Source organism: Maritimibacter sp. DP1N21-5 (genome assembly GCF_019218295.1).
Lineage (GTDB): Bacteria > Pseudomonadota > Alphaproteobacteria > Rhodobacterales > Rhodobacteraceae > Maritimibacter.
Genome location: NZ_JAHUZF010000006.1, coordinates 2,095,494 through 2,117,648, shown reverse-complemented (window position 1 = coordinate 2,117,648; position 22,155 = coordinate 2,095,494). Strand labels below are relative to the sequence as shown.

Here is a 22,155-nt window from a genome sequence, read left to right as displayed (position 1 = left end):
GCGTCTCGAGTCCTTCAGAAAGTCGCGGCAAACGGCAAAGCGCAGGGAGCTTGAGAAAGCGCTCGAGGGCGCAGGTGACGACAAACATGAACTTGCAGAGCTTGTTGGCTGGCCGTGGGATCCAAAGTACACGAAGCCATGGACCCAAGGCGTTCTGAGTGCATCCCACGAGTTCTTCATCGACACGGATGGCATCTGGGATGACGCCAAGGTCGAGGATTTCCTGACCTTCGCCACGGGTTATCTGAAGGCCGAGTTCGGACGCGAAGTGCTCTATGCGCGAGCGGACCTCGACGAGAAGACGCCGCATATTCACTTCGTCATAGCGCCGGAGCACGAAGAGCGGCGCACCAAGGCACCAATGTTGAGCCATTCCCAGCATCGGCTCTTCGGCCAGGTCGAATACGAGACATCGAAAGATCCGGACGGCGAAGAGCACCTATGGCGCAAGCGCAGCTATGAGCTCTTTCAGGATCGGGTCGCGATGTATGCCGACGTCTACGAGATCGATCTTCACCGCGGTGAACGCCGGGCTGCCGACAACCGGCAGAAGTTGAAGAAGGGTGAAGACGTCATCAAGCGAAAGAACACTTCGGCGGCGCGCGGGCGTGAAGTCGCAAAGCAGATGATGGCTGAGGCAGACGAAGTCAGACGCCGGGCGGAGCGGGCCGAGGCGACCGCAGCGCGCCACAGGAATGAGGCTCAGCGTGACCGGCTCGCGGCGCAGAGGGATCGCGACGCCGCAATGCAGGAACGCGAGGCGGCAGCAGCTTACATGCGCGGCATGGAACGCGGCATCGAAGCGCTTGACGCTGAAGAGATCGTCTATGCGCCGGAGTCGCGAGAGCATCCGGACCGTCTGAAGAACGGACCGAATGCATCAACCGACAAAGCTGAGCGCGCAGGCCTTTGGAGCATCGTGAAACCGGCTTACGACTGGCTGCTCGGCTTCGCGCGCAGGACCTTTATCATGGGCAGGGAACTGCAAAAGGAAGCGGCCCGCAACCGGGTTGAGGCCCAGGTTCTCTGGGCTGTCGACAAGGAGCTCAACGGGCACGATGCGATCGCGCTTAAGCACATGATGCGGGGTATTAACCCTGAACGTTACACGGGCAACAATTTCCCTGGTGCAATCAAAATCCGCGACACGGCAACGCAGAAAGAAGTCGACGCGTTTTTCCAGGCACAGCCGAACCTTCGGCTCCGCGAGCTCTACCGGCCGACTCTCGACGCTGCGCTCCTCACCGCAGAGCAGGACGCGGCGCTTTCAGCGCGGTATCGTCGTGCGTCAGACGCTATCGAGGCCACCGCCGCGCTGCGTGGCTTCAATCTGGAAACGGGCCGCCATCATCCAAAGCTCGGGACCGATCCGGAGCAGGCGCGGAAGTTCACCGATCAAGAGCCGGACCCGCTCCGCATCAGGGTGAAAAATACGCAGCGGCAGCTGACCCAGTAAGTCATTTGAACGGAAGTTCCAGTGTCTCGGGTTCATCGTCTTCTGCGGGCTTGGCGGCAGACTTTCTGGCGGACGCGGGTTTTGTGCGTGCCGGGGTTCCAAGCGCAGCCTTTAGTTCGTCGAGAAGCGACTGGCGTTCCGACTGGCGCACATTCGCTTCCGCAAGCTGGGCTTTCAGATCGGCGGCCTGCGCTTCAAGTTCGCTTATCTTCTGCGTGGCTGCTGCGTTGTGGCCCTGCGTGACATCGAGCAGAGTCTCAAGGTCGAGGATGATCGTCTCGAAGTCATCGATTTCGGCACGATGATCGCGACGTTGCAGTTGAAGGGCCTTCTTCATCTCGACGAGCTCGGCGTTCTGGAGGTCGCGTGTCATGATCCACAGATCGGTCAGAAGCCGTTCATGCGCCACACGGATCTCGTCCGGCACGTCGGACATCGCCGAAAGCTTGGTCTCGCGAGCCATGTGCTTTTCTTTCAGCCGCCGCGTAAGCGGGCAGAGGCGCGACATGGATGTGCCGACGATCTCGTTCAGCTGACTGTTGGTGGGCATTTTGCCACCGTTCTTACCGATGAACTCGAAGAACGCCGCTTCAACGCGGGTTTCGAAGTCGGTGGTCGTCTCGGCGTTCTTTCCGACCGTCGGATCGTGCTTGGTCATGTAACATCTCCAGCCGGTCGGTAACGATATTACCGGGTGTTACCGCCCGTTCCTCGGACGGCTCTGGGGACGTAGGGAAGAATGCGCGTGGTCCAAAAGTTTGGCCACGCGCCTCCCTTATGGGGGGACGATGCTCATCCTGAACTGCTAACGTTCAGCAAATCCGAGAGGAATTCGGACAGGGGCTCGGTGCCGGACATCCACAGGTGGTCCCGCGCCCGTGTCGCCGCGACATACAAAAGATGCCGCTCTGTGCTCATGACTTCATCGAGCTGGCCCTCATCTCTTGCAGCCAGCAAGCGGGCTTCATCCGGCAGAACGTCATGATCGAGGAACGGTATCGCGACCGCTTTGAATTCGGACCCTTTGGCATCGTGCATGGGCATGATGACCGCCGCGCCGTTCAATCGTTCCGACAGCGCGGATGCCAGTGAGTCGCGACGAACCAACAAGGCGATTTCAGCATTGGATATCCCGCTCGACGTAAGTCCATTGACCCAGTGCACGAGCGCCTCCGTCTCCGATGCCCGATCGCTGAATGCGCGTATTGTTGGGACGGGACCATCGAAAACCGACGTGACGCCCAGGCGGGTCTCTTCCGACCCGTCGGCTTCGACCAGAGTTTCAGGCAGGAGGAGGTCGCTTCGCAGGCGTATCTGATGAGACGTCCGATAGTTGACCTTCAGGCTCCTTGATCGCCCCCTGACTTCGACGCCTGCTGCTGACCATGGGAAGGGTGCGCGGAAGATCCGTTGGCCGATGTCGCCTGCAAAGAATAATCCGTTTTGCGGGGCACTCAAACATGCGCCCAGCAAAAGGAGTTCTGCGACAGAGATGTCTTGAGCCTCATCGACGAGGGCATGGGTAAATGGGAACGCATCTGCCGATCGAAGCTCGTGAGCCAACTGAGCTTCGGTTTTCAATGCGCGCGCCTCGAGGTCTTCGCGAACCTGAGCGAAGACCGCCCAAAGCGCATCCCGTCGTGAAGCCGCCATGCGCACCTTGCGGCCGAGCCGGGGCAGACCGCGATAGGCGTCAGCGTCCGGCACGGCCCAAGCGTCCACCACCAAAGACCATTCGTCGAAGAGGAAGTCGGGGTCAGCCTGCACGCCCAACGACGTCGCAGCATCAACCAGCATGCCCCTAAGCGTTTCCTCGTCGATGAGATCGCTCTGACCAAAGGTTTCGGCGTGGAGCCGGCTGATAAGCGGCCCGAGGGCTTCGACATGGATCCGGTGCTGCGTGTCGCGATCCGCGATCAGAGGCACCTTGTCACACAAGGCGCGCGCAAGCCGACGGTTGAACGTCGTCAGGAGAACGCGTGCCTCCGGGTCTTTTGCCAGACGAGCGGCCCGATGCAGGGCAACGACGGTCTTGCCGGTGCCGGCCGATCCGATCACCCGAGCCGGACCGTTGAAGTCCCGATCCACGAATTCGCTCTGAGCTGGGTGGAGGAAGACCGACCACTTTTCCCAAGGCGCATCCAACGCCGCGCGCAATTCATCGAGGTTCTCCACGACCCGGAAGCGACGCAGCGAGTCTGGGTGCTGCCAGGGATCCTGATCTTCTTCGACGACCGAGACGGGTTCGGGGCGCGATCCGGTGGCGGCCGCCAGCAGCGCATCCGCCGCTTCGCCGGGCAAACGGTGGGCGATGTCGAGGATGGTATCCTCGGTCGCATCGCGCACCGTGTCGAGCCAATCCGCGGGCACGCCCCATGAAAGTAGCGTGTCGTCATGCTCGCCGGCGAAAAGCCGGGGCATCCTGACCGCCTCTTCGACGTAGCGCTGAACGACGATGTCCTCGACGCTTTCGCGCGCCTCGACGATCTGCACAACGCCGGTTTTTGGATGCGCCTCGATCCGCCGCGTTTCGGCCCAGCGATAGGCGTCGTCATGGTGGCCCACCCAGGCCAGCAGCGTATCGCCGTCCTTCTTGTGGATCACCATCCGGATGTCCCGGCTCACCCGCGCCGTCCAGAAATTCGGATCGCGGGCACGGTCGACCCGGTGCATTTGAAACCCCGGCAGGGTCGGGTCCTGCTGGAAGTCGAAGGCCGTCGCCTTCACGGCTTTTTGCTCCTGATCAGTGAGCTTGTTCAGAGCGTCATAGAAGGTGTCGGCGATTCGGTGGGTCATAGTGCAGCTCTACAGGTCGCTTGATGGCCAACCGAAGTGAAACCGATCCAAGTAATACTGCTCATACAGAAAATACAGGTCGGCTTCCCAATCGCGGATAGCTCCAGCCATATTTGGTTGAAGTCGCCTTTTTGAATTGCGTGCAAATGAAGCAAGGGTTTCAGCCATCTGCTGCAACCTCAGAGGAGATTCTGGGGGACCCCACTTCGCCATGTATTGTGGTTCAAACACTGGCGGCAGTGAACCTTCAAAGATCTCTTCCAAAATTCTGCGCCTGACAGGCGTGCTTCTTCCGCCCGTCGACCCAACTTGATAGCCCATGTATTTCAAAAGCCCTTCTTGGAGCCAGCCTTCGGTTGAGAGCTTACCCATTCCAGTGGGGGCTTCGGTGTTTGGCCAATTGAAGAAGTCGTCGGGCCTCGGTCCCTTGACCCTGCGCCGATCCCATTCTTTTCTTATCGCAACTAAGACCTTGCTTGCGTCAGAGCGTGCTGCGCCTCCGCGTCGCCCAGCTGTTATCTCGATCGCATTTTGCCACAGCCTCATGATCTTGCTCATTGGCATTTCAGGGAGCAATTTCACGACATGTGGCTGTCCATCGCTGTTGCGGCCGTTTCTCACTATATGACCCCAACCTGGATCGAGCGACCGGGCTTATGTGGTTTTTCACTGATCATTGTTGTCCCGTTTCTTGAGGTCGCTGACGAACTTTTCGAATGCCTGCCTCTTTCGTTCTTTTTCAATTTGCTCCTTCTTTGCTTTGCGCTCGTCGGAAAGATGTCGGGAAACCCTCACTTTCCGCAGAATTTCACGCCTTTCTTCTGGAGATAGAAGATTCAAACCGGGCGTGAGGACAGCAGGTTTCTTCCTCTTCTTTTTAGGCGACCGTTGCTCAAAGTCGAATTTCTTCGACTGACCGGTATACACGAGTGATGAGCCTCCGAGATAACCTCCCTTTCCCATCCCTAAACCCCCAACACCTTCATCACCTCATCCCCGAGGTGGTTGATGACCTTCACCGCCACGCGCCCTGATTTGGGCCGCGCAAAAGGCCGCGAAACCGTTCGCTTCAGCGACTCCCAGGCGTCCTCGTCCACTTCCCCTTTCAGCGTCGTCTTGAGCTGTTTGTAGGGGATGTCGGCTCCCGGGAAGTAGGCGTGGCGGACGAAGAACGACTCTTCGTTGTAGTCCGTGTCGATGAACCAGCAGGCGATGTCGTGGGGCTCGCTCGACACCACTTCGCCCGTCGCGGGCTTGAAGATGTCGACGCCCAGAAGCTCGATCCGGAACGTGTCGCCCTCGGACTTCACGCGGATGTCCGGCTCGCCGAAGACCACGAAGAGGTTGCCGCCCCCGGCCTTCAGGTCGCCCGCCATGTGGAGGTCCGGGTTCATCCGCGCGTGCAGAACGGGGATGCGGCCCAATTTGCGGAACTCGGCGGTATGGGCGTCGAAGTTGAAGGCGCAGGCGATGACGATGTCGAAGCCTGCGTCCGCGGCCTCGCGCGCGGCGGCGACGAGGTCGGCGCGTTGCACGGTGCCGTATTCCGGGCCGATGAAGATGCCCGCGCGGCGTTCGGTGTCGCCCTCCAGATACCGCCCCTCGGCGGCGAGCCATTCGCCGGGCCAGGCGGTGAGCGAGGTAAAGGCGATCCTGTCCGCCTTGTCCTGCTGCTGCACCCCGGCCTTGGTCAGGTTTTCGAGGATCGCGGCGCGGTAGTTGTCGGCCTCCTGCGCGCCGGGGGCCCGCTGGCCGGTGGCGGCGTCGTGTTCCTCGATCAACTCGCCATGCTCATCGACCGCCTGCGTGCGGTGGGGCGAGAGGCTTTCGACTGTGAAGGGCCCCGCCACGCGGACGCGTTTCTTGTCCTCGAAGGGCTTGTCGTAGAGGAATTCGAAGTCGGCCTTGGCGGCGATGGATTTGTCGATCTCGGTCTGTCGGGCGATCCGGGCGGTCCAGAAGCGGTCGAGCGCCGATTTCGCGGCTTGCGGCCAGTCGTCGGGGGCCTTGCGCGGGATTTCCCATTCCATGAAGCCGCCCGCCGGGGCCGTCTCTCCGCTGGGCAGCGTGACCTCGCCGCTTGCGGTGAAGTCGATTTTCTTGCCCGCCCGGCCGCCGGTCTCGACGGTGAAGGGGGTGGGGTGGCCGGAAAGGGCGGTGTTCAGCGCCGCGCGCGCGTCTTCGACCGCCGGTTGCAGGGTGTCCCAGATCGTGTCGATCTCGGTGTTGTTGGCGATGGATTTCAGCGTGATATGCGGCACGCGGTCGTAGACGAAGCCGTGGCGGATGTCGTTGTAGGTCGGCGTGGTGGCGGGGGCCGAGCGGGTGACCTCGGCCTCTTTCCGCTGGCCTTCGGTGCTGTCGGCAAGCAGATACCAAGGGTATTTCGCCCCCATGATCCGCGCACGGGCAAGGGCCAGCGCCACGCGGGAGGTGTCGATGGTGATCCAGCGCCGCCCCCATTGCTCGGCCACATAGGCGGTGGTGCCGGAGCCGCAGGTGGGATCGAGCACGAGGTCGCCGGGATCGGTGGTCATGAGGAGACAGCGAGCGATAATTGTGGTGCTCGTTTGGACAACGTAAATTTTGGGATCTGAGCGAGATTGAACAGCCCCACTAATATCTGTCCACAAATTGGAAGCGGGAGCATAACCGTAATCATCTGCAAAACGCCGATAGTTCAGCTTGCCCCCGCGGCTGATGTCCAACCGATCAGCCATTCGCAATTTCTGGAGTCCCGGCAAGGTCGTCTTGAATGTCCCGTTGCCCGGCGTAAAGCGTTGACCATTTATCCAAACTTGGCGGACATCTCCACTTCCAGCACTCCTTGAACTGGTAAGGTTGTCTGTTCTGTAGTTTCGGCCATCTTCATTCTCAGATGAATATCGGGATTCCGCGTTTTCGGAGCGGGTTTGCAGAACGGCGCGATACTTGGCTTGTTTGGCGTTCTTTGCATACCAAACGATGAAGTCCGCCGTTGAGCCAAGCAAACTGCTGCCTTCGCTGGTGGTCTTTTTTGCCGTGATCTGGCTGACAAAATTCTCCTCCCCAAAGACCTCATCCATCAGCGCCCGCACCCGGTGGACGTTCTCGTCTCCGATCTGGACGAAGCAGGACCCGCTTTCGGTCAGCAGGTCCCGCGCCACCACCAGCCGGTCGCGCAGGTATTGCAGGTAGGAATGGATGCCGTCGCGCCAGGTGTCGCGAAAGGCCTTCACCTGCTCGGGCTCGCGGGTCAGGTGCTCCAGTTTCCCGTCCTTCACATCGCGCGACTGCGTGCTCCACTGGAAATTCGAGTTGAACTTGATGCCATAGGGCGGGTCGATGTAGATCGCCTGCACCTGACCCTTCAGCCCCTCGCGCTCGGCCAGCGACGCCATGACCTGCAACCCGTCGCCCAGGATCATCCGGTTCGACCATTTCTTCTGGTGCCGGTAGAACTCGATCTCGGCCTCGCGGTCGTCATCCGTGATCCCGAAGTGGTCGAACAGGTCCGCACCTGCGCCCTCGCCATTCCGCTTCCCGCCCGCGCGCAGATCCTCGATGATCGCCTTGGGATGCACCTGCTCCTGCAAGTAGATCGGCGGCGCGTCCACCGTGACGGCGGCTTGATCGATGTCCTTCCCGCGCCAGATCAACTGCGGGTCGAGGTCCGGGTTGCGCCGGTCATAGGCCACCTTGATGGGCTTGGCGTCCTCCGGGTCCATCATCGGCGCAAGCTCGGGCGTGGGAATGTTCACGCGGGTGTCTTCGTGGGTGATGGGCTGGATCGGGGTTTTGTTGGTGGTCATAGGTCTTGTCCTGCGGCAAAGTCGGCAATCGCCGCGCTGTAATCTTCGACCCGGCGGGCCATCCATGCCCAGATGTCGGGCCAGTGATCGCTGTCCTTGAGCGGATAAGCGATGCGGTCCGGCAGATACCAACCGGCCTCGCTCGGGATGCCCGCCGGAACACTCAACATTGTGGATAAACTGGACAGCGCAGGGGCAATGACGTCCCCCAGCCCTTCACTACCCGTAGTCGCGTCGCTTCGAAGGTAGATCCCGCAGGTTTTGCCTGCCACATAGAGTCCGATCACCAGCTTCGGCACTGCCGTCGGCAGCCAAACACTCGACGTTGCGCTGGGTCTGAACCCGCGGTCCAACAGGTCGGGATGGGCTTCGATAAGCCCGGCCCAGAAGTCTGCCCGAAGTTTGGAGAGGGCGCTGCGCTCAGGCTGGGTCTGAACCTGAACTTTTCGCTGCCAATCATTCGGCTTCTCGACCACCTCGAAGATCGGGGCAAAGGGACTGTCCCCGATCCGCACAACACGGGCTTTGACGGCAAAGAACGAAAACCCGTCGGCGGTGTGTTCGTTCAACCACCGAATTGCCGCGAGATGCGGCTCGCGAAAGCTGGGAGCGATCCAGACCACGGTCTGCGCCTCAAGCCCCGCGAGGTAAGTCATGATCTGGCCCAGGTGGGTGTGGTCCGTCGCCTCCAACTGGTTCTCGATCAGCACCACCGTGTCGTCCACCGGATTACGGGCAAGGATGTCGGCAGAGAAGCTCTCCACCGCAACTTCGGTTCCGGTCAATTCGAGCGTTACGCCGATGGCTGCCGCCAGGTGGTCGATGTTCTGGGCAAGCCATGGGGTGAACTGGTGCGCCTCGTGCTTCCACGCGTCACGCAGCGGCAGGTCGACGAGGCGGCCAAACTGAACGTCGGTCATGCGGGCACCTCCCCCAACATCTCGTCGATTGCGGCATTGAGGGCTGGGCCGAAGTCATGCGCATCGCGAAGCTCGGCGAACCCCCAGCGGCCATAGGTGCCGATCCGGTTCACGGCGGGCACCCATTTGTGGCGGATTGTCTCGGCCTTCAGGTGGGCGTCCTTGCCGCGGTAGCCTTTCACCTCGATCACCAGCGTGGTCGGCTCCGGCGTGTCGAGGCGGATCAGGAAGTCGGGCCGATACATGCGCGGCTCGGCCTCCATGACGTAAGGCACTTCCAACCCGAGGTTGTGGTTCTTGGCGTAGGAGATCACGCGGGGATGTTCCTCGATCCGCGCGGCGAGCTTATCTTCCCAGTCGCTGTCCGTGATGATCCAGTTGATGTGGCTCTTGTCCGGTCGCGGCGCGAAGCGGGAGGCCTTGGTGGTGTTGAAGTTGACGCCCAAGGTCGATCCGGTCGGATTGTAGGGGGCGAGCACGGCGCGCATAATCTTGTCCCCGCCGGGCTTATCGATCAGCGCGCCAAAGATCAGGTCGCAAACCTCGTCTGCGATTTCCCGGTAAAGCAGTTGCGCGGGCTTGGTGTCGCCGGTGCAGACCAAGTGACCCTCGGTGAGCCACTGCATAACGATCCGCTTGGCCGCAGGGATCAGGTGCATCCGGGGCGCTGCGTTGGCATCGCGCAGTTTCTCGAACACCATGTGTTTGGCGACGTGATAGGCGATCGTCGATTGCCGGGTCGTATCGAGGTAATCGAGGTTCAGGACTTCGGTCTGGCCCACGATCCCTTGCATGGTGACGACGGTGGCCGAGACCTTTTCCGGCGATAACACATAGGGCTCCATGCCGCTGAAGTCGACGTCCAGCCGATCCGAAGGCAGGTCTGCGACATAGCCATTGACCCGCGGGAAGGTGATTTCGAGGTGGTCCCGCTCGGGCGAGATCGCGCGCACGTTGACCACGTCGCGCGGCGGCTGGGGCGGAGCGATCCGGGCCTGATCCGAGAAGTTCAGACCGTCGATGCCCATGACGTCGGCATATTCGGTGCGGAAAAGCTTGCTCTCGGGGTCGATGTCATAGGACAGCCGCCGCAGGGCGCGGCCGATGACCTGTTCGCAGATCAACTTGGTGCCGAAAGCGCGAAGCCCAAGGATATGCGTGACGTTGTTTGCATCCCAACCCTCGGTCAGCATCGACACGGAAACGACGCAACGCACCTGCTCGCCCAAACGGCCCTTCTTGCCGACGGTGTTCATGACTTCGCGCAGGATATCCGCATCGGTGAGGGCGTCGGCGGAGTCGCTGCGCACGGCTTGCTCCCGCCGGAAGGCCTCGATTTCCTCCTCATGGGCGTCGCGGAACGCCTTGTCGATGTCGCCACCAGCCTCGAGTGTTGCGCTGTCGATCAGGACAGAGCGCGGGCGGGTCAGTCTTTCACCCTCGGTTGAAAAGTTGGAGAAAAGTTCGCACTTGCCCGAGATCGTTTCGATCACGCCGTTTTCATCTTCGACCTCATATCCCGCCACATAGTCGCGAAGGAGTTCCGAGTTCGTCGTGTTGTTGCAGACGATGATGAAGACCGGGGGGATTCCGACCCCTTCTTTCTCCCACAGTTCAAAGGTCTTCTTGTAGTGGCCGTAGAGCGCATCGACAGCTGTCTTCAACTCGAGCGGAAGCTTCTGCGGATCGGGCTTTGCGCCTTTGGACTTCTTTGGCATCTTCTTGCCAATCGCGTCCCATAGGTTCCGATAGAGCGGCTCGGGCTGACCGGGAAGGTTGTCGGCGACCGGAACGCGGGGGAGCTTCACGATCCCGCATTCGATGGCGTCCATCAACGAGAAGTCGGAAATCACCCAAGGGAAGAGCGACCCTTCGACCCATCCGGAGCCGGACAGAAAGAACGGCGTGGCCGACAGGTCGTAGACTGTCTGGATGCCGACCTTGCGCTTCGCGGCTTCGAGGCCCGAAATCCAGAGCCGCGCAGCCTCGGCATTTTCTTCAGCCTCTTTGCGTTCATCGCCGGTCAGCTTCGCCTTTTCGGCGTTGGGCTTTTCCCGGTAACAATGGTGAGCTTCGTCGTTGATCACGTTGATCGAGCCGAGCCCCATGAGATCGGGCATGACGCGTTGAAGCATCTGCCCCTCGGTTTCCAGCGTCGTCACAGTGTCGCCATGACCTTCGAGAGCAGCGCGCGTGCCCTTTGCCAAAGACAGCCGCTCGCGCAGTTTGAAGGCGTGATAGTTGGTCAGGACGATTTTCGCGCGCTGCATGTCCTGCATCAGATCCGCAGGCACCAAATTGATCCGCTCGTAGTAATTCTCGGGATCGTTGGGCAGGAGCACCCGTAGCCGATCCTTGATCGTGATCCCGGGGGTGACGATAAGAAAACTTCGCGAGAAGGTCTTGGAGTTCGGGCTACGCACCGCGTTCAGGGTCTGCCACGCGATCAGCATGGCCATGACCGTCGTCTTGCCGGCCCCGGTAGCGAGCTTCATCGCCACGCGGAACAGGTCCGGGTTTGCGGCGTTGTTGGCAGTCTCGAGTTTCGACTTCACCTGTTTGCCGCGCGGCCCCAGCTTGGGCGCGACTTCGGCAAGCCAGATCGCCGTCTCCACGGCCTCGAGTTGGCAAAAGAACGGTCTGATGACCTGGTTTTCGTCCTTTTGGATCGTCCGCCAATGCTGGAGCAGCCGTTGAGTGATCGGCGACACTTGCCAGTGGTTCGGATTTGGCAGCTGGCGCCAACTGTCGACCTGCGAACGCATTTCGTTGACAAATTCGGTCACGTTGTAGGTCGCATCCAACCCTCCGAGTCCTGCTTTGCTCAGCTCCATCTCGGATTGTGATCCGCCGCTTACACTTTTCGACTTTGGCATCGCCGACACGAGGTCGGACCGGCGGCGCGTGGTGATGATGCGGTCCGTCGGCCGCCCGTCGTCATCAAGTTCCCAATGCTGCTCGGGCACGAAATATGGTGAATTCAAAATCGGCTGCTCAAAAAACGACACCCGCTGCCTCCCTTATATTTTCTTTAAGAAATCAAATACGTTGACGGTCGGCAATCTCTACTTGTTGGGCACAAGCCTTTACTTTGCGTCGGTGCCCTGTCTGAGAGAATGCCAGACCTTTAGATACGCAGCCACCCCGCCCGAGGTTCGGCTTCAGGTGAGGGTATCCTCCTCATCGATCAGGTGAAAGTCAGTCGGTGCCGTCGCACCGGGCACAGCCTCTTTGCTCCCGCTTTCCGCGAGGATGACAATCTCCGCCGAAGCTCGTGCATCTTCACCGGCATCATGGTGCTTGAATGACAGGCCAAGGTAGGACTTCAACGACGAGAGGCCGTGGCCCCCGTTCCCTTTGAGTTCAGGCCAAGCCTTGCGGGCGACCTGCACGCTGTCGCGCCATTACCACTCAGGCATCGTGATGCCTGATGCAGAACAGGCTGCCGTCATCGCGGAACGATCGAAGCCGGAATGTTGATACACGGGACGTCCATCGAGTGCTTTTGCGAGGATCGGGAGCACATCGTCAAACCGCGGTGCGCCCCGAACTGTGGCGGCATTGATCCCGTGCACAAATGAGCATGACCAGTCCGTAGTCTCAGGATCAACGTAGGTCACCCATGTCTCGATGGACCGATCCGGCCTCACGCAGGCAATGCCGATCTGGCAGATGCTTGCGCGGTCATTGTTCGCTGTCTCGACGTCCAGCGCGAAGAAGTCGAAAGCGCCCGCAGGAAAGGCAGGAACAGTTGGCGCGACGGGCGCAATGAGCTTGCCATGGAACCTGTCATTCTGTCGGTTGATCGCGTCCATCTCGGCGGTCGAGAACCTCAGGGACCTGATAATCGTGTCCACAAGGTCGCGTGGCTCATCATACTCGAACATGCCACGCCGGTTCCAGGCGACACACTCGCTCGGAGCCATTGCAAGGACCGCCTGCTCGATTCCGGGGATGTCCGCGTCATCTGGCAGAGGCACCCAGACCGCGCGGCAATATTCGGCGATGAACGCATTCCGGAGGCGCTTCGCCACGTCTCCGTCCGCTTTTGTGGCAGGATCATTCCGATCACGCCACATCCGGCCGGTGTTATACATCCGCGAGAAATAGTGACTGGTGGTCTCAGACCCGGTGCGGTGCCGTGCATGGATGCGCTTGCGCAGGTTCTCGGCAGCGGAGCTGGTCGAGCCGATATAGCGCAAGTCGCCAAAGTGATCGACGAGGCCATAGACGCCGCGGCTATCTTCGGGCGCGTCCTTGGTGCGGCCATGCGGCGCGGATAGCAAGGCTTCAAGAACCTGTTCGGGGGTTGGGTAGAGGGTCATTTTTAACTCGTGCCAAGTGTAGGTCTTTTGGGTCAGGGCCGCGCGATGCGCTGCCAGGACACGCCGCTCACGATGCCCCAGTGGCCGAGTTCGTTGGGCCGCCGCCAGCGTGGGGTCGACATGGCGTTCAAGGATTCAAGGGCTTCGTAGAAGGTGTCGAAATGCTGTTCTTCGCCCTTTGCACCGATCTGGTAACGACCGCCCCGCTTCAGGTCGGGGCCGAACATGGAGCCGTCCCGCGCAACCGGCACGAAGATAATCTTTTCGAGGTCGACCGGCAAGTTGGTCTCTTCCGTCTCGTCCTTATCTTCGTCGGCCCAAATCGACCGCAGGAACTCCTTGCGCTTCATCAGCCAAGCCAAGGCGCTTACCGCCATCACGCCGCCATTGGGACCGCGCTCAAGCTGTGCGTCGGCACCGCTCATCAGGTTGCGCACTCGGCCTTCGGACACACGGCCGAGGATCGCCATCGACAGCGTATCCACCTCGCCGCGAACGGTATCGAGCGCATAGCGAGACGCAGCAAGGTTGGCGATCCGGATGATCGGGTTATCCGAAGTCTCGAGGGATCGGACGTCACTGCGCGACGCGAAGGCCGACACGTCGGCAACCAAATGCTCAATCCACTCGGCTCGATCCGCGGTGGCAATTGCCGCCGGAGTTACACCAAACATGCCGTATTGCAGGGCACATTGGAAACGCTGTCCGACTGGCCAAACCGTGCCAGCAGAAAACACGTCTTCCATAACCTCTCGCCAGGTCGCATGTTCGATGCCTTCAATGGCTGCGACTGGTTCCACGAGCTGGCGCAAGGGGGCGGCCGCATTGCCGACCCCGACCAGCCCTTCCACATGTTCGAGGGCGTTGTGTAGGATTTCGGCGATCCACTGGGCATAGTCCCAGTAATGATGGTCGCCATTGTATTCGAACTGCATTTCCGCGCAGGCGTCCCGACGTTCTTCGGCGGTCTCAAGGTCCATTGGTGTCTTCCTCTCAGGCGTGCAGGCGGCGAATGGCGCTGCGAACGTGTTTCATGTTGCGCTGATCCGAGGGGGAACTCGGAGCAGTGACGAAGCCGGCTTCAAAACGGAGGCGGCAGTGTTTGCGGTCGGTCTCGATGCTGAGCAGAGCGAAGCCTTCGGTCGCGCAAAGAGCGCGGTAGTCGCGATAGATCTTCTTCATGTGCAAAATCCGTGATGGCGTTTGTGTTGATTTGTTTATGAGCGAATCGGATGAAAATGGCAATAGGAAGTTTCCGTGATTATCTTTATCAACTTCTAACCTGATGGCGTGCGATATCGCGCGAAGAAAAAATTTGAGGGGGTGTGCGAACGAGCTTGACAACTTTTGGGCCCAAGAGCTTAGACAATCGCCCTTGTAAGCCTTTGATTTTCAACACCCCGGGTTTGTCTAAGAAATCCACAACCCATTGAAAACAAGGCCCGGTGGCAATCCTCCCCAGCGCGCCACTTTTCAATCATCCGCACTCCCTATCTCCAGTCCCCCAAGTGGAGAAAATGGCGAAGAGAAGCCTCTATGCCTATCTCGGGTTCACCGGGTGCCCGCAGGGTCGGCGAAGGGTTCGTCGGGTTCGCAGACATAGAACAAGGCCATCCGGGCAGGAACATCACGCGTGTTGCGGCCCGTCATATTGATGCCCGAAGGTTCGACGAAGACCTGCCCGGCTTCGATATCAACCGGATCGCGACCGTCGAGGTCGAGTGTGAACGTGCCTTCGAGCATGTAGACCGTCACGGGATGGCGATGCGAATGGTAGGGTGTGACATCTCCGGGTGACAGGGTGGCAAACAGGACCCTGATTTCCTGATCTTCCGCTAGAGGCATCCCTTGCACCATTTCCCGGTGCAGGGGCGTGAGCTTTGCCATCCCTCGGTCCTGAGCGGTGCGTGTGACGCCGACCGTCAGTGCGGCCGTCATGGTGACGACATCTGATTTTTCGTGCATTTGGCCATCTCCCTTTGCTATTTTTGGGAGGCTACTGTGTTCGACACCCCGGCGGCAGCAGCAAGTCTGCGAAAGCGCCGCGCAAAACTGCATAGTGATCGGCATGTTCGACTGGAACGATCTGCGCCACCTCATTGCCGTTTCGCGACAGGGTAGCACACTGTCCGCTGCGAAGGCGCTTGGCGTTAATCAGTCGACAGTGCATCGCAGGCTTCACGAGCTCGAGCGACGCATCGGGCTCACCCTCGTGAAGAGATATCCGGCGGGATACCAGCTCTCGGAAATGGGCGAGGCGCTTCTCGACGAGGTCATGGCTGTCGAGGGTGCCGTCGATTGTCTGGAGCGCAAGATCATTGCTCTGAAGCTCGATCTCAAGGGACGTATTCGCCTGACCTGCCCGGAGCCGACGGTGCCGCGCATCGTTGCGACGGGCCTGCTCGACCGGTTCCATGCCCTCTATCCCGACCTCTCCGTGGAATTCGTTACCAGCGACCGCTATCTGGATCTGACCAAGGGAGAGGCTGATGTCGCGTTCCGGTCCGGCGGGCCGGTGGACGAGACCCTTGTCGGACGAAAGATCTGCGACTCGGTCTGGGCCATCTATGCCAGCAAGAGCTATGTTCAGCGGCATGGCCGCCCGGGAAGCATCCCGGACCTGTCGGCGCATGCTCTGATCGGCTTCGATGGCATCATGAAGTCGCATCGCGTCGCCATCTGGCTGCCGTCGGCCGTGCCCGGCGCGCGTATCGTCAGCCGCAGTTCAAGTATTCTCGGCGTCGTGTCGTCGGTGAAAGCGGGTGTCGGCGTCGCGCCGCTGCCGACCACATTGGGAGATGCCGAGGACAGTCTGGTTCAGGTCTTGCCGCCGGTCCCGGAGTTGACCCGCAGTTGGTATCTGCTGACGCCATCCGACCTGCGCCGGTCGCCGCGTATCGCGGCCTTTGTCGACTGCGTGCTCGACGACATTCCGGCGCTGCGCCAGGCCCTCGTCGGTTAGGGCTTGCCAATGCACTCGTCCGTCAGGCGCCCCGAGCTGACACCTTCGCCTGATACCCGTCCAGTTCCCCGGTCAATGCCTTGCCGGTCGGACGGTCGTTTCGCGCGCAGAACTCGGCCCAGACCGCGCTGAAGGGCAGATCCTTCAGCTCCTCGGTCAGAACGAGCCGGTGGTGAAGTCGAGCGCTTCTTCTGCGGCCTTGAGGCGGGTCTGCGGCATCAGGAGCGCCTATTGCATGTTGCGCACGCCGATGACCCAGGCGGCCGTCCGGCTGATTGTAGCGTCGAAGAAGTCGAGCCCGATGCGGGTCCGGCCCAGAAGGTCGCCGAAGACCAGCTCTTGCGCCATGGCGCGGATCGCATCGTCCAGATGGACGACGTGATCGGAATCCCAACGCATAGGTCCCGAGACATGGAGCAGGAGCTCGTCCACCGACAGGGCCACGGCGGAATGTTTGTCGGCGATGTTCTCGGTCGGATGGAAGTGACCCATGTCGAGGCACAGGAGCGTGCCCTTGGGGATCGCGTAGCATATGTAGAACTCGTGGCAATCGACGGTCATGGCTTCGACCCCGATCCCGAAGAGCTTGGATTCCACGGCATCGAGCAGATGCGCCTTGTCGTGTTCCGGCGCGAACATCGCGTCGAGCGAGGCTTCAAGTCGCCGGCATGCCGTCATGCGGTCGACCGGGTTGTCCCTACCCGTCCGGCAGCCGGATGTTGTTGACCGCAGGCGTGCCTTGGGCGGCCCTCATCTGTGCGGCGATGTCGCGACAGCATGTGCCATGTTCGTTCCAGAAGTCGCGGATGCCCTTGTCCGGGTGGCTCAGGGTCAGGTTATCGTCGGCCTTGGCGTGGGCGAAGAACGTCGGGTTGAAGTCGAGCCCGATCCCCTGATCGCGGGCACAGTCGACCCAGGGCGTGAAATGGCGGAACCCGATCTCGTCTCGGTCGGGTGCCTCCACGGTGTCGAGGTAGAGGCGTGAAGGTTCAGCCCGTGCCTACCCGGGATCATGCCGTAGCCGAATTCGAGGTCGGCGCGAAGCTCGTCCGGGGTGCGGGCGCGGCCCGGATGGGTGCCGGTTGCCTGGATGCCGCCGCCGGAGGAGCCGCTCTTTTTCTCGAAGCCGACGACGTCGTCACCCTGCCAGCAGTGCACCGAAATCGGGATCTGCCCCAGCGCGTCCATAGCGGCTTCGGTGTCCACGCCCCATTCGGCGAAGGCGTCCTTTGCGGAACTGTAGCTCATCTCGTCTCCCTGCCGGCGGGGCCGGCGATTATCGTTTGCGCAGCATGTCGCGGCTCAGATCCGCGACCTTCGAGACGCCCATCAGGCGCATGTCCCGTTCGACCTCGTCCTTCAGGAGGCCGACCATCCGTTCAACCCCGGCCTGCCCGGCCGCGGCGAGGGGAAAGAGGTATCCCCGACCGATCCCAACGGCTTTCGCTCCCATGGCCAGCGCCTTGACGATGTGGGTGCCGCGCTGGATGCCGGAGTCCATGATCACCTCGAGCCTGTCGCCCACCTGATCCACAATGCCTTCGAGCGCTTCGAAGGGCGCAATGGACCCGTCCAGCTGCCGTCCACCGTGGTTCGACAGGATCACCGCGTCACAGCCGGCCTCGGCTGCGCGGGCTGCATCGTCGGGATGGATGACGCCCTTGAGGCAGAATTTTCCGCCCCAGTCCGAGACCATTTCCGCCAGGTCGTCCCAGTTCATCGTGGGATCGAGCATCTCGGTAAAATAGCGCCCGATCGACATGGTGCCGCCGCCCATGTCGACATGTTCGTCAAGCTGGGGCAGCGCGAATTTCTCGTGGGTGACGTAGTTGATCCCCCAGGCCGGCTTCACCGCGAATTGTGCCATGCCGCCCAATGTGAGCTTGAAGGGGATCGAGAACCCCGTCCGTTTGTCACGCTCGCGATTGCCGCCGGTCATGCTGTCGACAGTGAGCATCATGACGTTCACGCCGGCGTCCTTGGCCCGCTGCATCATCGCGCGGTTGAGGCCCCGGTCCTTGTGGAAATAGAACTGATAGACCTGCGGATTGTCGTGTTTGCGCCGCAGCTCCTCAAGGCTCACGGTGCCAAGCGACGACACGCCGAACATGGTGCCGTATTTTCCCGCCGCGGCCGCGACCGCGCGTTCGCCGTCATGGTGAAAGAGCCGCTGGAGCGCGGTGGGCGAGAGGTAGAAGGGCAGGGCGAGCTTCTGGCCCATGACCTCGACCGACAGATCGACCTCGGGCGTGCCCCGGAGCACATGGGGCACGAGATCGACGGTGTCGAAGGCCGCCGAGTTGCGCCGGAGCGTCACCTCGTCGTCCGCGCCGCCGTCGATGTAGTTGAAGATCGGTCCCGGCAGGCGGCGCTTGGCGAGCTGCCGGAAATCGTGAAAATTGTGGCACTGCGCCAGACGCATGCGCGTTCCCTCCGCTTGTCCGGGGGCGGTGCTGCGCCCCCGACCGATGACATGTTCGCCGGGTCAGCGGGTGAAGGCTTCCTTCTTGCCCGCGTCGACGTTCACGATATTGCCCGTCGACTTAGCCGAAGCGTCGGCCGCGTAACAGTAGGCGGCTTCCGCAATGTCTTCGGGCAGGACCGAGCGCTTGAGCATCGACCGGTTGCGATATATTTCCTCGAGTCCCTTCTTGTCGGTGCCATAGGTCGACGCGCGCTGGTCGAGCCATTCGCCCTCCCAGATCTTGGAGTCGCGCAGGACCGCGTCGGGATTGACCTCGTTGACCCGGATGCCGACTTCGGCACCTTCCAGCGCGAGACAAGGAAATAGCGGGTGGACAGGATAGCCGACCATCTCGTCCTCAAGCTCGACCCCGCGACAAAGGCCCTTCAGCGCATTCAGCTTGTCCACGAAGAGCGTCGCGAAACCGTCCATCTTGATCGAGCCGACATCGCCGCCCGATCCCTTGACCCAGAGGACTTCGACCGTGTCGCCGGTCAGCGGGTCCTTTCTCACCCGTCGTCCAACGCGCTGATCGGGAACATGATCATGAAGCTCGCAGCAGATGAGCTGCCCGATGGCGGTCAGGTCGCGGTGCTGTCCGCCACCACCACCTCGACGAACCAGAACATCTGGATTGAAGAGATGAACAAGGTGATGGACAACTACGAGGGCATCGAAGTCGTGGGCACCGTCTATGGTGACGACCTTGCGGACAAATCCTGTCGCGAAGCCACCGGCCTGATGCAGGACCTACCCGGATTTCGACGCCATCATCGCGCCGACCTCGGTGGGCATCGTCGCCGCCGCGCGCGCGGTGGAAGACGCGGGCAAGGTGGGGCAGGTGAACGTGACCGGCCTTGGCCTTCCGTCCGAAATGGCTGGCGCCATCGACAGCGGGGCGTCCAAGCCCTTCGCGATCTGGAACCCGATCGACCTCGCCCATCCGGCTCAACCCGGCGCGGGATACGCTGATCAACGTGAACGGGCTGGACGATCCGACCCCGAGCGCGCGCTTCATGGGCGGACGCGAATACGTGAGGCGGAAGGGCGAGACGGCGACGCCGTCGCCCGAGGACGTGACGCGGGTCGCCGGGGAGCACCTGTTCCTCCGGCCCTCGGTCGAACCCGGCTCCGGACCCTTCCCGGGACACAGCGGAGGTTGGAGCGAACAGGGCATGACACCGGGCGAAAAGAGCGTTGCCCGGTAATGGTATCTGGCGCTCATGACGGCCGAATGCCTGGGGATCATCGGCGCGGATGGTCCCAGCGTCGTGGAAGGTCCCTTCGCCCGAAACGTCCTTTTCCTCGCGGTGCTCGCGGCGGTCGCCGGGCGACAGGTGCGCCTGTCCCATTCCGCGACCGGCACCAGTATCGGGGCCGCGCTTCTGGCGGATCCGTAGGCGCTGCCGCAACGCAGTGTGCCGGTCGATCCGCCGCAGAACCTCTCCGACCTGCGCGCCTATGCGAGGCTTGGCGTGCGCGGGTCGGTGCGCCCGAAAAGGACTGAGCTATTCCGGGAACCAGCAGGCAGCGGGATGTGGCTCGCCCATCAGCTCGGGTCTTTCGGCCCGGCACTTGTCCTGCGCCTTCCAGCAGCGGGGCGCGAACGGGCAGCCTTCGGGCACCGAAAGCGGCGAGGGCAATTCGCCCTCGAGCTTGATCCGCTTCTTCTCGGGGTTGGGTTCGGTCGAGGGCGTCGCCGAGAGGAGCGCCTTGGTATAGGGATGACGCGGATGGGCGAAGACACTGTCTTTCGAGCCGAATTCCACCGGGCGGCCCAGATACATCACCACGACGTCGTCGGCCACGTGACGCACCACCGAGAGGTCGTGGGAGATGAAAAGATAAGCAAGGTCGAGGCGTTCCTGCAGGTCGAGAAGCAGGTTCAACACCTGCGACTGGATCGACAGGTCGAGCGCCGAGACGGGTTCATCGAGCACGAGGAGCTTCGGTTCGAGCATGAGCGCCCGCGCCACGGCGATCCGCTGCCGCTGCCCGCCCGAGAACATATGCGGAAAGCGGTCGTAGTGTTCGGGGCGCAAACCCACGAGCGCCATCATCTCGCGCGCTTTCTCTTGCCGCTCCTTGGCGGACATCTTCGGCCGGTTGATCTTCAGCGGCTCCTCAAGGATCGCGCCGACCCGATGGCGCAGGTTGAGCGAGCCATAGGGGTCCTGGAACACGATCTGCACCGACTGTCGCAGCTTGTCCCAGTTGTCGGGCGTCGCGGCCATGCCGTCGATGGTGAGCTCTCCGGCGGTCGGCTCCTCGATCAGCGTGACGAGGCGGGCGAGGGTCGATTTTCCGCAGCCGGATTCCCCGACGACGGCGAGCGTCTTGCCGGCCTCGATCGAGAAGGTCGCCTCCGACAGCGCGCGCACCGTGCCGGTTTTGCGAAACATCCCGCCGCCGACCTCGTAGTGGCGGGCGAGATGCGTGGCGGTCACGACAGCATTCATGCCGCGTCCTCCTTCTTCGTCAGGGGATAGTGGCAGCGGGCGAGGCCAAGCTCGGGCGGCTGCACGGGCGGCGGCGTGTTGCGGCAGAGGTCGTCTGCGAACTGGCAACGGGGCGAGAAGAGACAGCCCCTGGGCCGATCGTATTGTCCCGGGACCACACCCGGGATGGTCGGCAGATGCCGCTCTGTCGCCCGTTCGGGCAGGGCGGCAAGGAGTGCCGAAGTATAGGGATGGTGCGGATCTGCGAAGAGCGAGCGCACCGGTTGTTCCTCGACCTTCTGCCCGGCATATTGCACCTGCACGCGCTGCGCCGTCTCGGCCACCACGCCCATGTCGTGGGTGATCAGGATGAGGCCCATCCGGGTTTCCTTCTGCAGGTCCGTGAGCAGGTCGAGGATCTGGGCCTGGATGGTGACGTCGAGCGCCGTGGTCGGCTCGTCCGCGATCAGGAGGCGCGGCTTGCAGGCCAATGCCATGGCGATCATGACGCGCTGGGACATGCCCCCGGAGAGCTGGTGCGGGAACGCTTTCAGCCTCCGTTCCGGGTCGGGGATGCCCACAAGGTCGAGCAGTTCCACCGCGCGGCGCTGACGCCCGGCGCGGTCGAGATCAAGGTGGGTCTTGAGCGCCTCCTTGATCTGGAAGCCGACCGTGAAGCAGGGGTTGAGCGAGGACATCGGCTCCTGAAAGATCATCGACATGTCGCGGCCGATGACCTTGCGGCGCTCGCGCGCGGACATACCGCGCAGGTCTCGGCCGTCAAAGCTCATCTCGTCCGCCGTGATGGTTGCGGTCCAGGGAAGAAGGCCCATCGCGGCGAGCATGGAGACGGATTTGCCGGAGCCGGATTCGCCCACGATGGCCAGCACGTCGCCTTGATCGACCGAAATGTCGACGCTGTCCACAGCGCGGAAGGCACCACCGGCGGTGTCGAAGTCGACGGTGAGGTTCCTGATGGAGAGGAGGGTCATAGGGGGCCTCC

At 61.7% G+C, this 22,155-nt stretch carries 18 protein-coding genes and 4 pseudogenes; 4 read left to right on the top strand and 18 right to left on the bottom strand.

Going from position 1 to position 22,155, the window contains the following annotated elements:
- Positions 1-1,456, top strand: a 1,456-nt coding sequence (locus tag KJP29_RS17960; protein ID WP_218464872.1) for a plasmid recombination protein, incomplete at its 5' end; no start/stop codon positions are given.
- 1 nt (position 1,457) lies between these two features.
- Here KJP29_RS17960 and KJP29_RS17955 read toward each other — a convergent pair.
- The 11 genes from KJP29_RS17955 to KJP29_RS17905 form a co-directional block, all read right to left on the bottom strand.
- Entirely contained in the window at positions 1,458-2,114 is a 657-nt protein-coding gene (locus tag KJP29_RS17955) for a DNA-binding protein (RefSeq protein ID WP_218464871.1), read from the bottom strand.
- A gap of 134 nt (positions 2,115-2,248) precedes the next feature.
- Complete coding sequence (locus KJP29_RS17950) at positions 2,249-4,252, bottom strand: 3'-5' exonuclease (protein WP_218464870.1); 2,004 nt, start codon at positions 4,250-4,252, stop codon at positions 2,249-2,251.
- 9 nt (positions 4,253-4,261) lie between these two features.
- Positions 4,262-4,810 (bottom strand): hypothetical protein, encoded by a 549-nt coding sequence (locus tag KJP29_RS17945; RefSeq protein ID WP_218464869.1) that lies wholly within the window; start codon positions 4,808-4,810, stop codon positions 4,262-4,264.
- Positions 4,811-4,918: 108 nt separating this feature from the next.
- A complete protein-coding gene (locus KJP29_RS17940) occupies positions 4,919-5,179 on the bottom strand; it encodes a hypothetical protein (RefSeq protein WP_218464868.1) in 261 nt (86 codons plus the stop codon).
- Between the two features lie 38 nt (positions 5,180-5,217).
- Positions 5,218-8,043, bottom strand: a complete 2,826-nt coding sequence (locus tag KJP29_RS17935; protein WP_218464867.1) for a site-specific DNA-methyltransferase — start codon at positions 8,041-8,043, stop codon at positions 5,218-5,220.
- Complete coding sequence (locus KJP29_RS17930; protein WP_218464866.1) at positions 8,040-8,963, bottom strand: hypothetical protein; 924 nt, start codon at positions 8,961-8,963, stop codon at positions 8,040-8,042. Before KJP29_RS17930 ends, KJP29_RS17935 begins: the two co-directional genes overlap by 4 nt.
- Positions 8,960-11,971 (bottom strand): BPTD_3080 family restriction endonuclease, encoded by a 3,012-nt coding sequence (locus KJP29_RS17925; protein ID WP_370630886.1) that lies wholly within the window; start codon positions 11,969-11,971, stop codon positions 8,960-8,962. The genes KJP29_RS17930 and KJP29_RS17925 overlap by 4 nt, the downstream gene beginning before the upstream one ends.
- Before the next feature lie 396 nt (positions 11,972-12,367).
- On the bottom strand, positions 12,368-13,288 hold the full coding sequence (locus KJP29_RS17920; RefSeq protein ID WP_255553657.1) for an exonuclease domain-containing protein: 921 nt from the start codon (positions 13,286-13,288) through the stop codon (positions 12,368-12,370).
- A gap of 32 nt (positions 13,289-13,320) precedes the next feature.
- Complete coding sequence (locus KJP29_RS17915) at positions 13,321-14,268, bottom strand: hypothetical protein (protein WP_218464865.1); 948 nt, start codon at positions 14,266-14,268, stop codon at positions 13,321-13,323.
- A gap of 13 nt (positions 14,269-14,281) precedes the next feature.
- On the bottom strand, positions 14,282-14,470 hold the full coding sequence (locus KJP29_RS17910; RefSeq protein ID WP_218464864.1) for a hypothetical protein: 189 nt from the start codon (positions 14,468-14,470) through the stop codon (positions 14,282-14,284).
- 369 nt (positions 14,471-14,839) lie between these two features.
- Positions 14,840-15,253: a cupin domain-containing protein gene (locus KJP29_RS17905; RefSeq protein ID WP_218464863.1), complete on the bottom strand. Its 414-nt coding sequence runs from the start codon at positions 15,251-15,253 to the stop codon at positions 14,840-14,842.
- A 103-nt stretch (positions 15,254-15,356) separates the two neighbouring features.
- Here KJP29_RS17905 and KJP29_RS17900 point away from each other — a divergent pair, with 103 nt between their 5' ends.
- The gene (locus tag KJP29_RS17900) at positions 15,357-16,250 is read left to right on the top strand and encodes a LysR family transcriptional regulator (protein WP_218464862.1); all 894 of its coding nucleotides are present in this window, start codon (positions 15,357-15,359) and stop codon (positions 16,248-16,250) included.
- A gap of 22 nt (positions 16,251-16,272) precedes the next feature.
- Here the strand turns inward: KJP29_RS17900 and KJP29_RS19395 are convergent, their stop codons facing one another.
- From KJP29_RS19395 to KJP29_RS17885, 5 genes and pseudogenes are all read right to left on the bottom strand, one after another.
- The gene (locus tag KJP29_RS19395) at positions 16,273-16,389 is read right to left on the bottom strand and encodes a hypothetical protein (protein ID WP_255553749.1); all 117 of its coding nucleotides are present in this window, start codon (positions 16,387-16,389) and stop codon (positions 16,273-16,275) included.
- An 89-nt stretch (positions 16,390-16,478) separates the two neighbouring features.
- A complete protein-coding gene (locus KJP29_RS19390; protein WP_255553656.1) occupies positions 16,479-16,928 on the bottom strand; it encodes an L-rhamnose isomerase in 450 nt (149 codons plus the stop codon).
- Positions 16,929-16,947: 19 nt separating this feature from the next.
- Positions 16,948-17,438: pseudogene (locus KJP29_RS19385) on the bottom strand (L-rhamnose isomerase).
- An 88-nt stretch (positions 17,439-17,526) separates the two neighbouring features.
- Positions 17,527-18,672 carry an alpha-hydroxy acid oxidase gene (locus tag KJP29_RS17890; RefSeq protein WP_218464861.1) on the bottom strand — a complete coding sequence of 382 codons (1,146 nt, stop codon included), beginning with the start codon at positions 18,670-18,672 and terminating at the stop codon, positions 17,527-17,529.
- 63 nt (positions 18,673-18,735) lie between these two features.
- A pseudogene (locus tag KJP29_RS17885) lies at positions 18,736-19,032 on the bottom strand (SDR family oxidoreductase); the annotation flags it as partial.
- A gap of 192 nt (positions 19,033-19,224) precedes the next feature.
- Here KJP29_RS17885 and KJP29_RS17880 point away from each other — a divergent pair.
- A pseudogene (locus KJP29_RS17880) lies at positions 19,225-19,663 on the top strand (substrate-binding domain-containing protein); the annotation flags it as partial.
- A gap of 28 nt (positions 19,664-19,691) precedes the next feature.
- Positions 19,692-20,114, top strand: a pseudogene (locus KJP29_RS19480) (hypothetical protein).
- Positions 20,115-20,222: 108 nt separating this feature from the next.
- Here KJP29_RS19480 and KJP29_RS17865 read toward each other — a convergent pair.
- Positions 20,223-21,173 carry an ABC transporter ATP-binding protein gene (locus KJP29_RS17865; protein WP_218464860.1) on the bottom strand — a complete coding sequence of 317 codons (951 nt, stop codon included), beginning with the start codon at positions 21,171-21,173 and terminating at the stop codon, positions 20,223-20,225.
- Positions 21,170-22,144, bottom strand: a complete 975-nt coding sequence (locus KJP29_RS17860) for an ABC transporter ATP-binding protein (RefSeq protein ID WP_218464859.1) — start codon at positions 22,142-22,144, stop codon at positions 21,170-21,172. The genes KJP29_RS17865 and KJP29_RS17860 overlap by 4 nt, the downstream gene beginning before the upstream one ends.
- Positions 22,145-22,155: the final 11 nt, after the last annotated feature.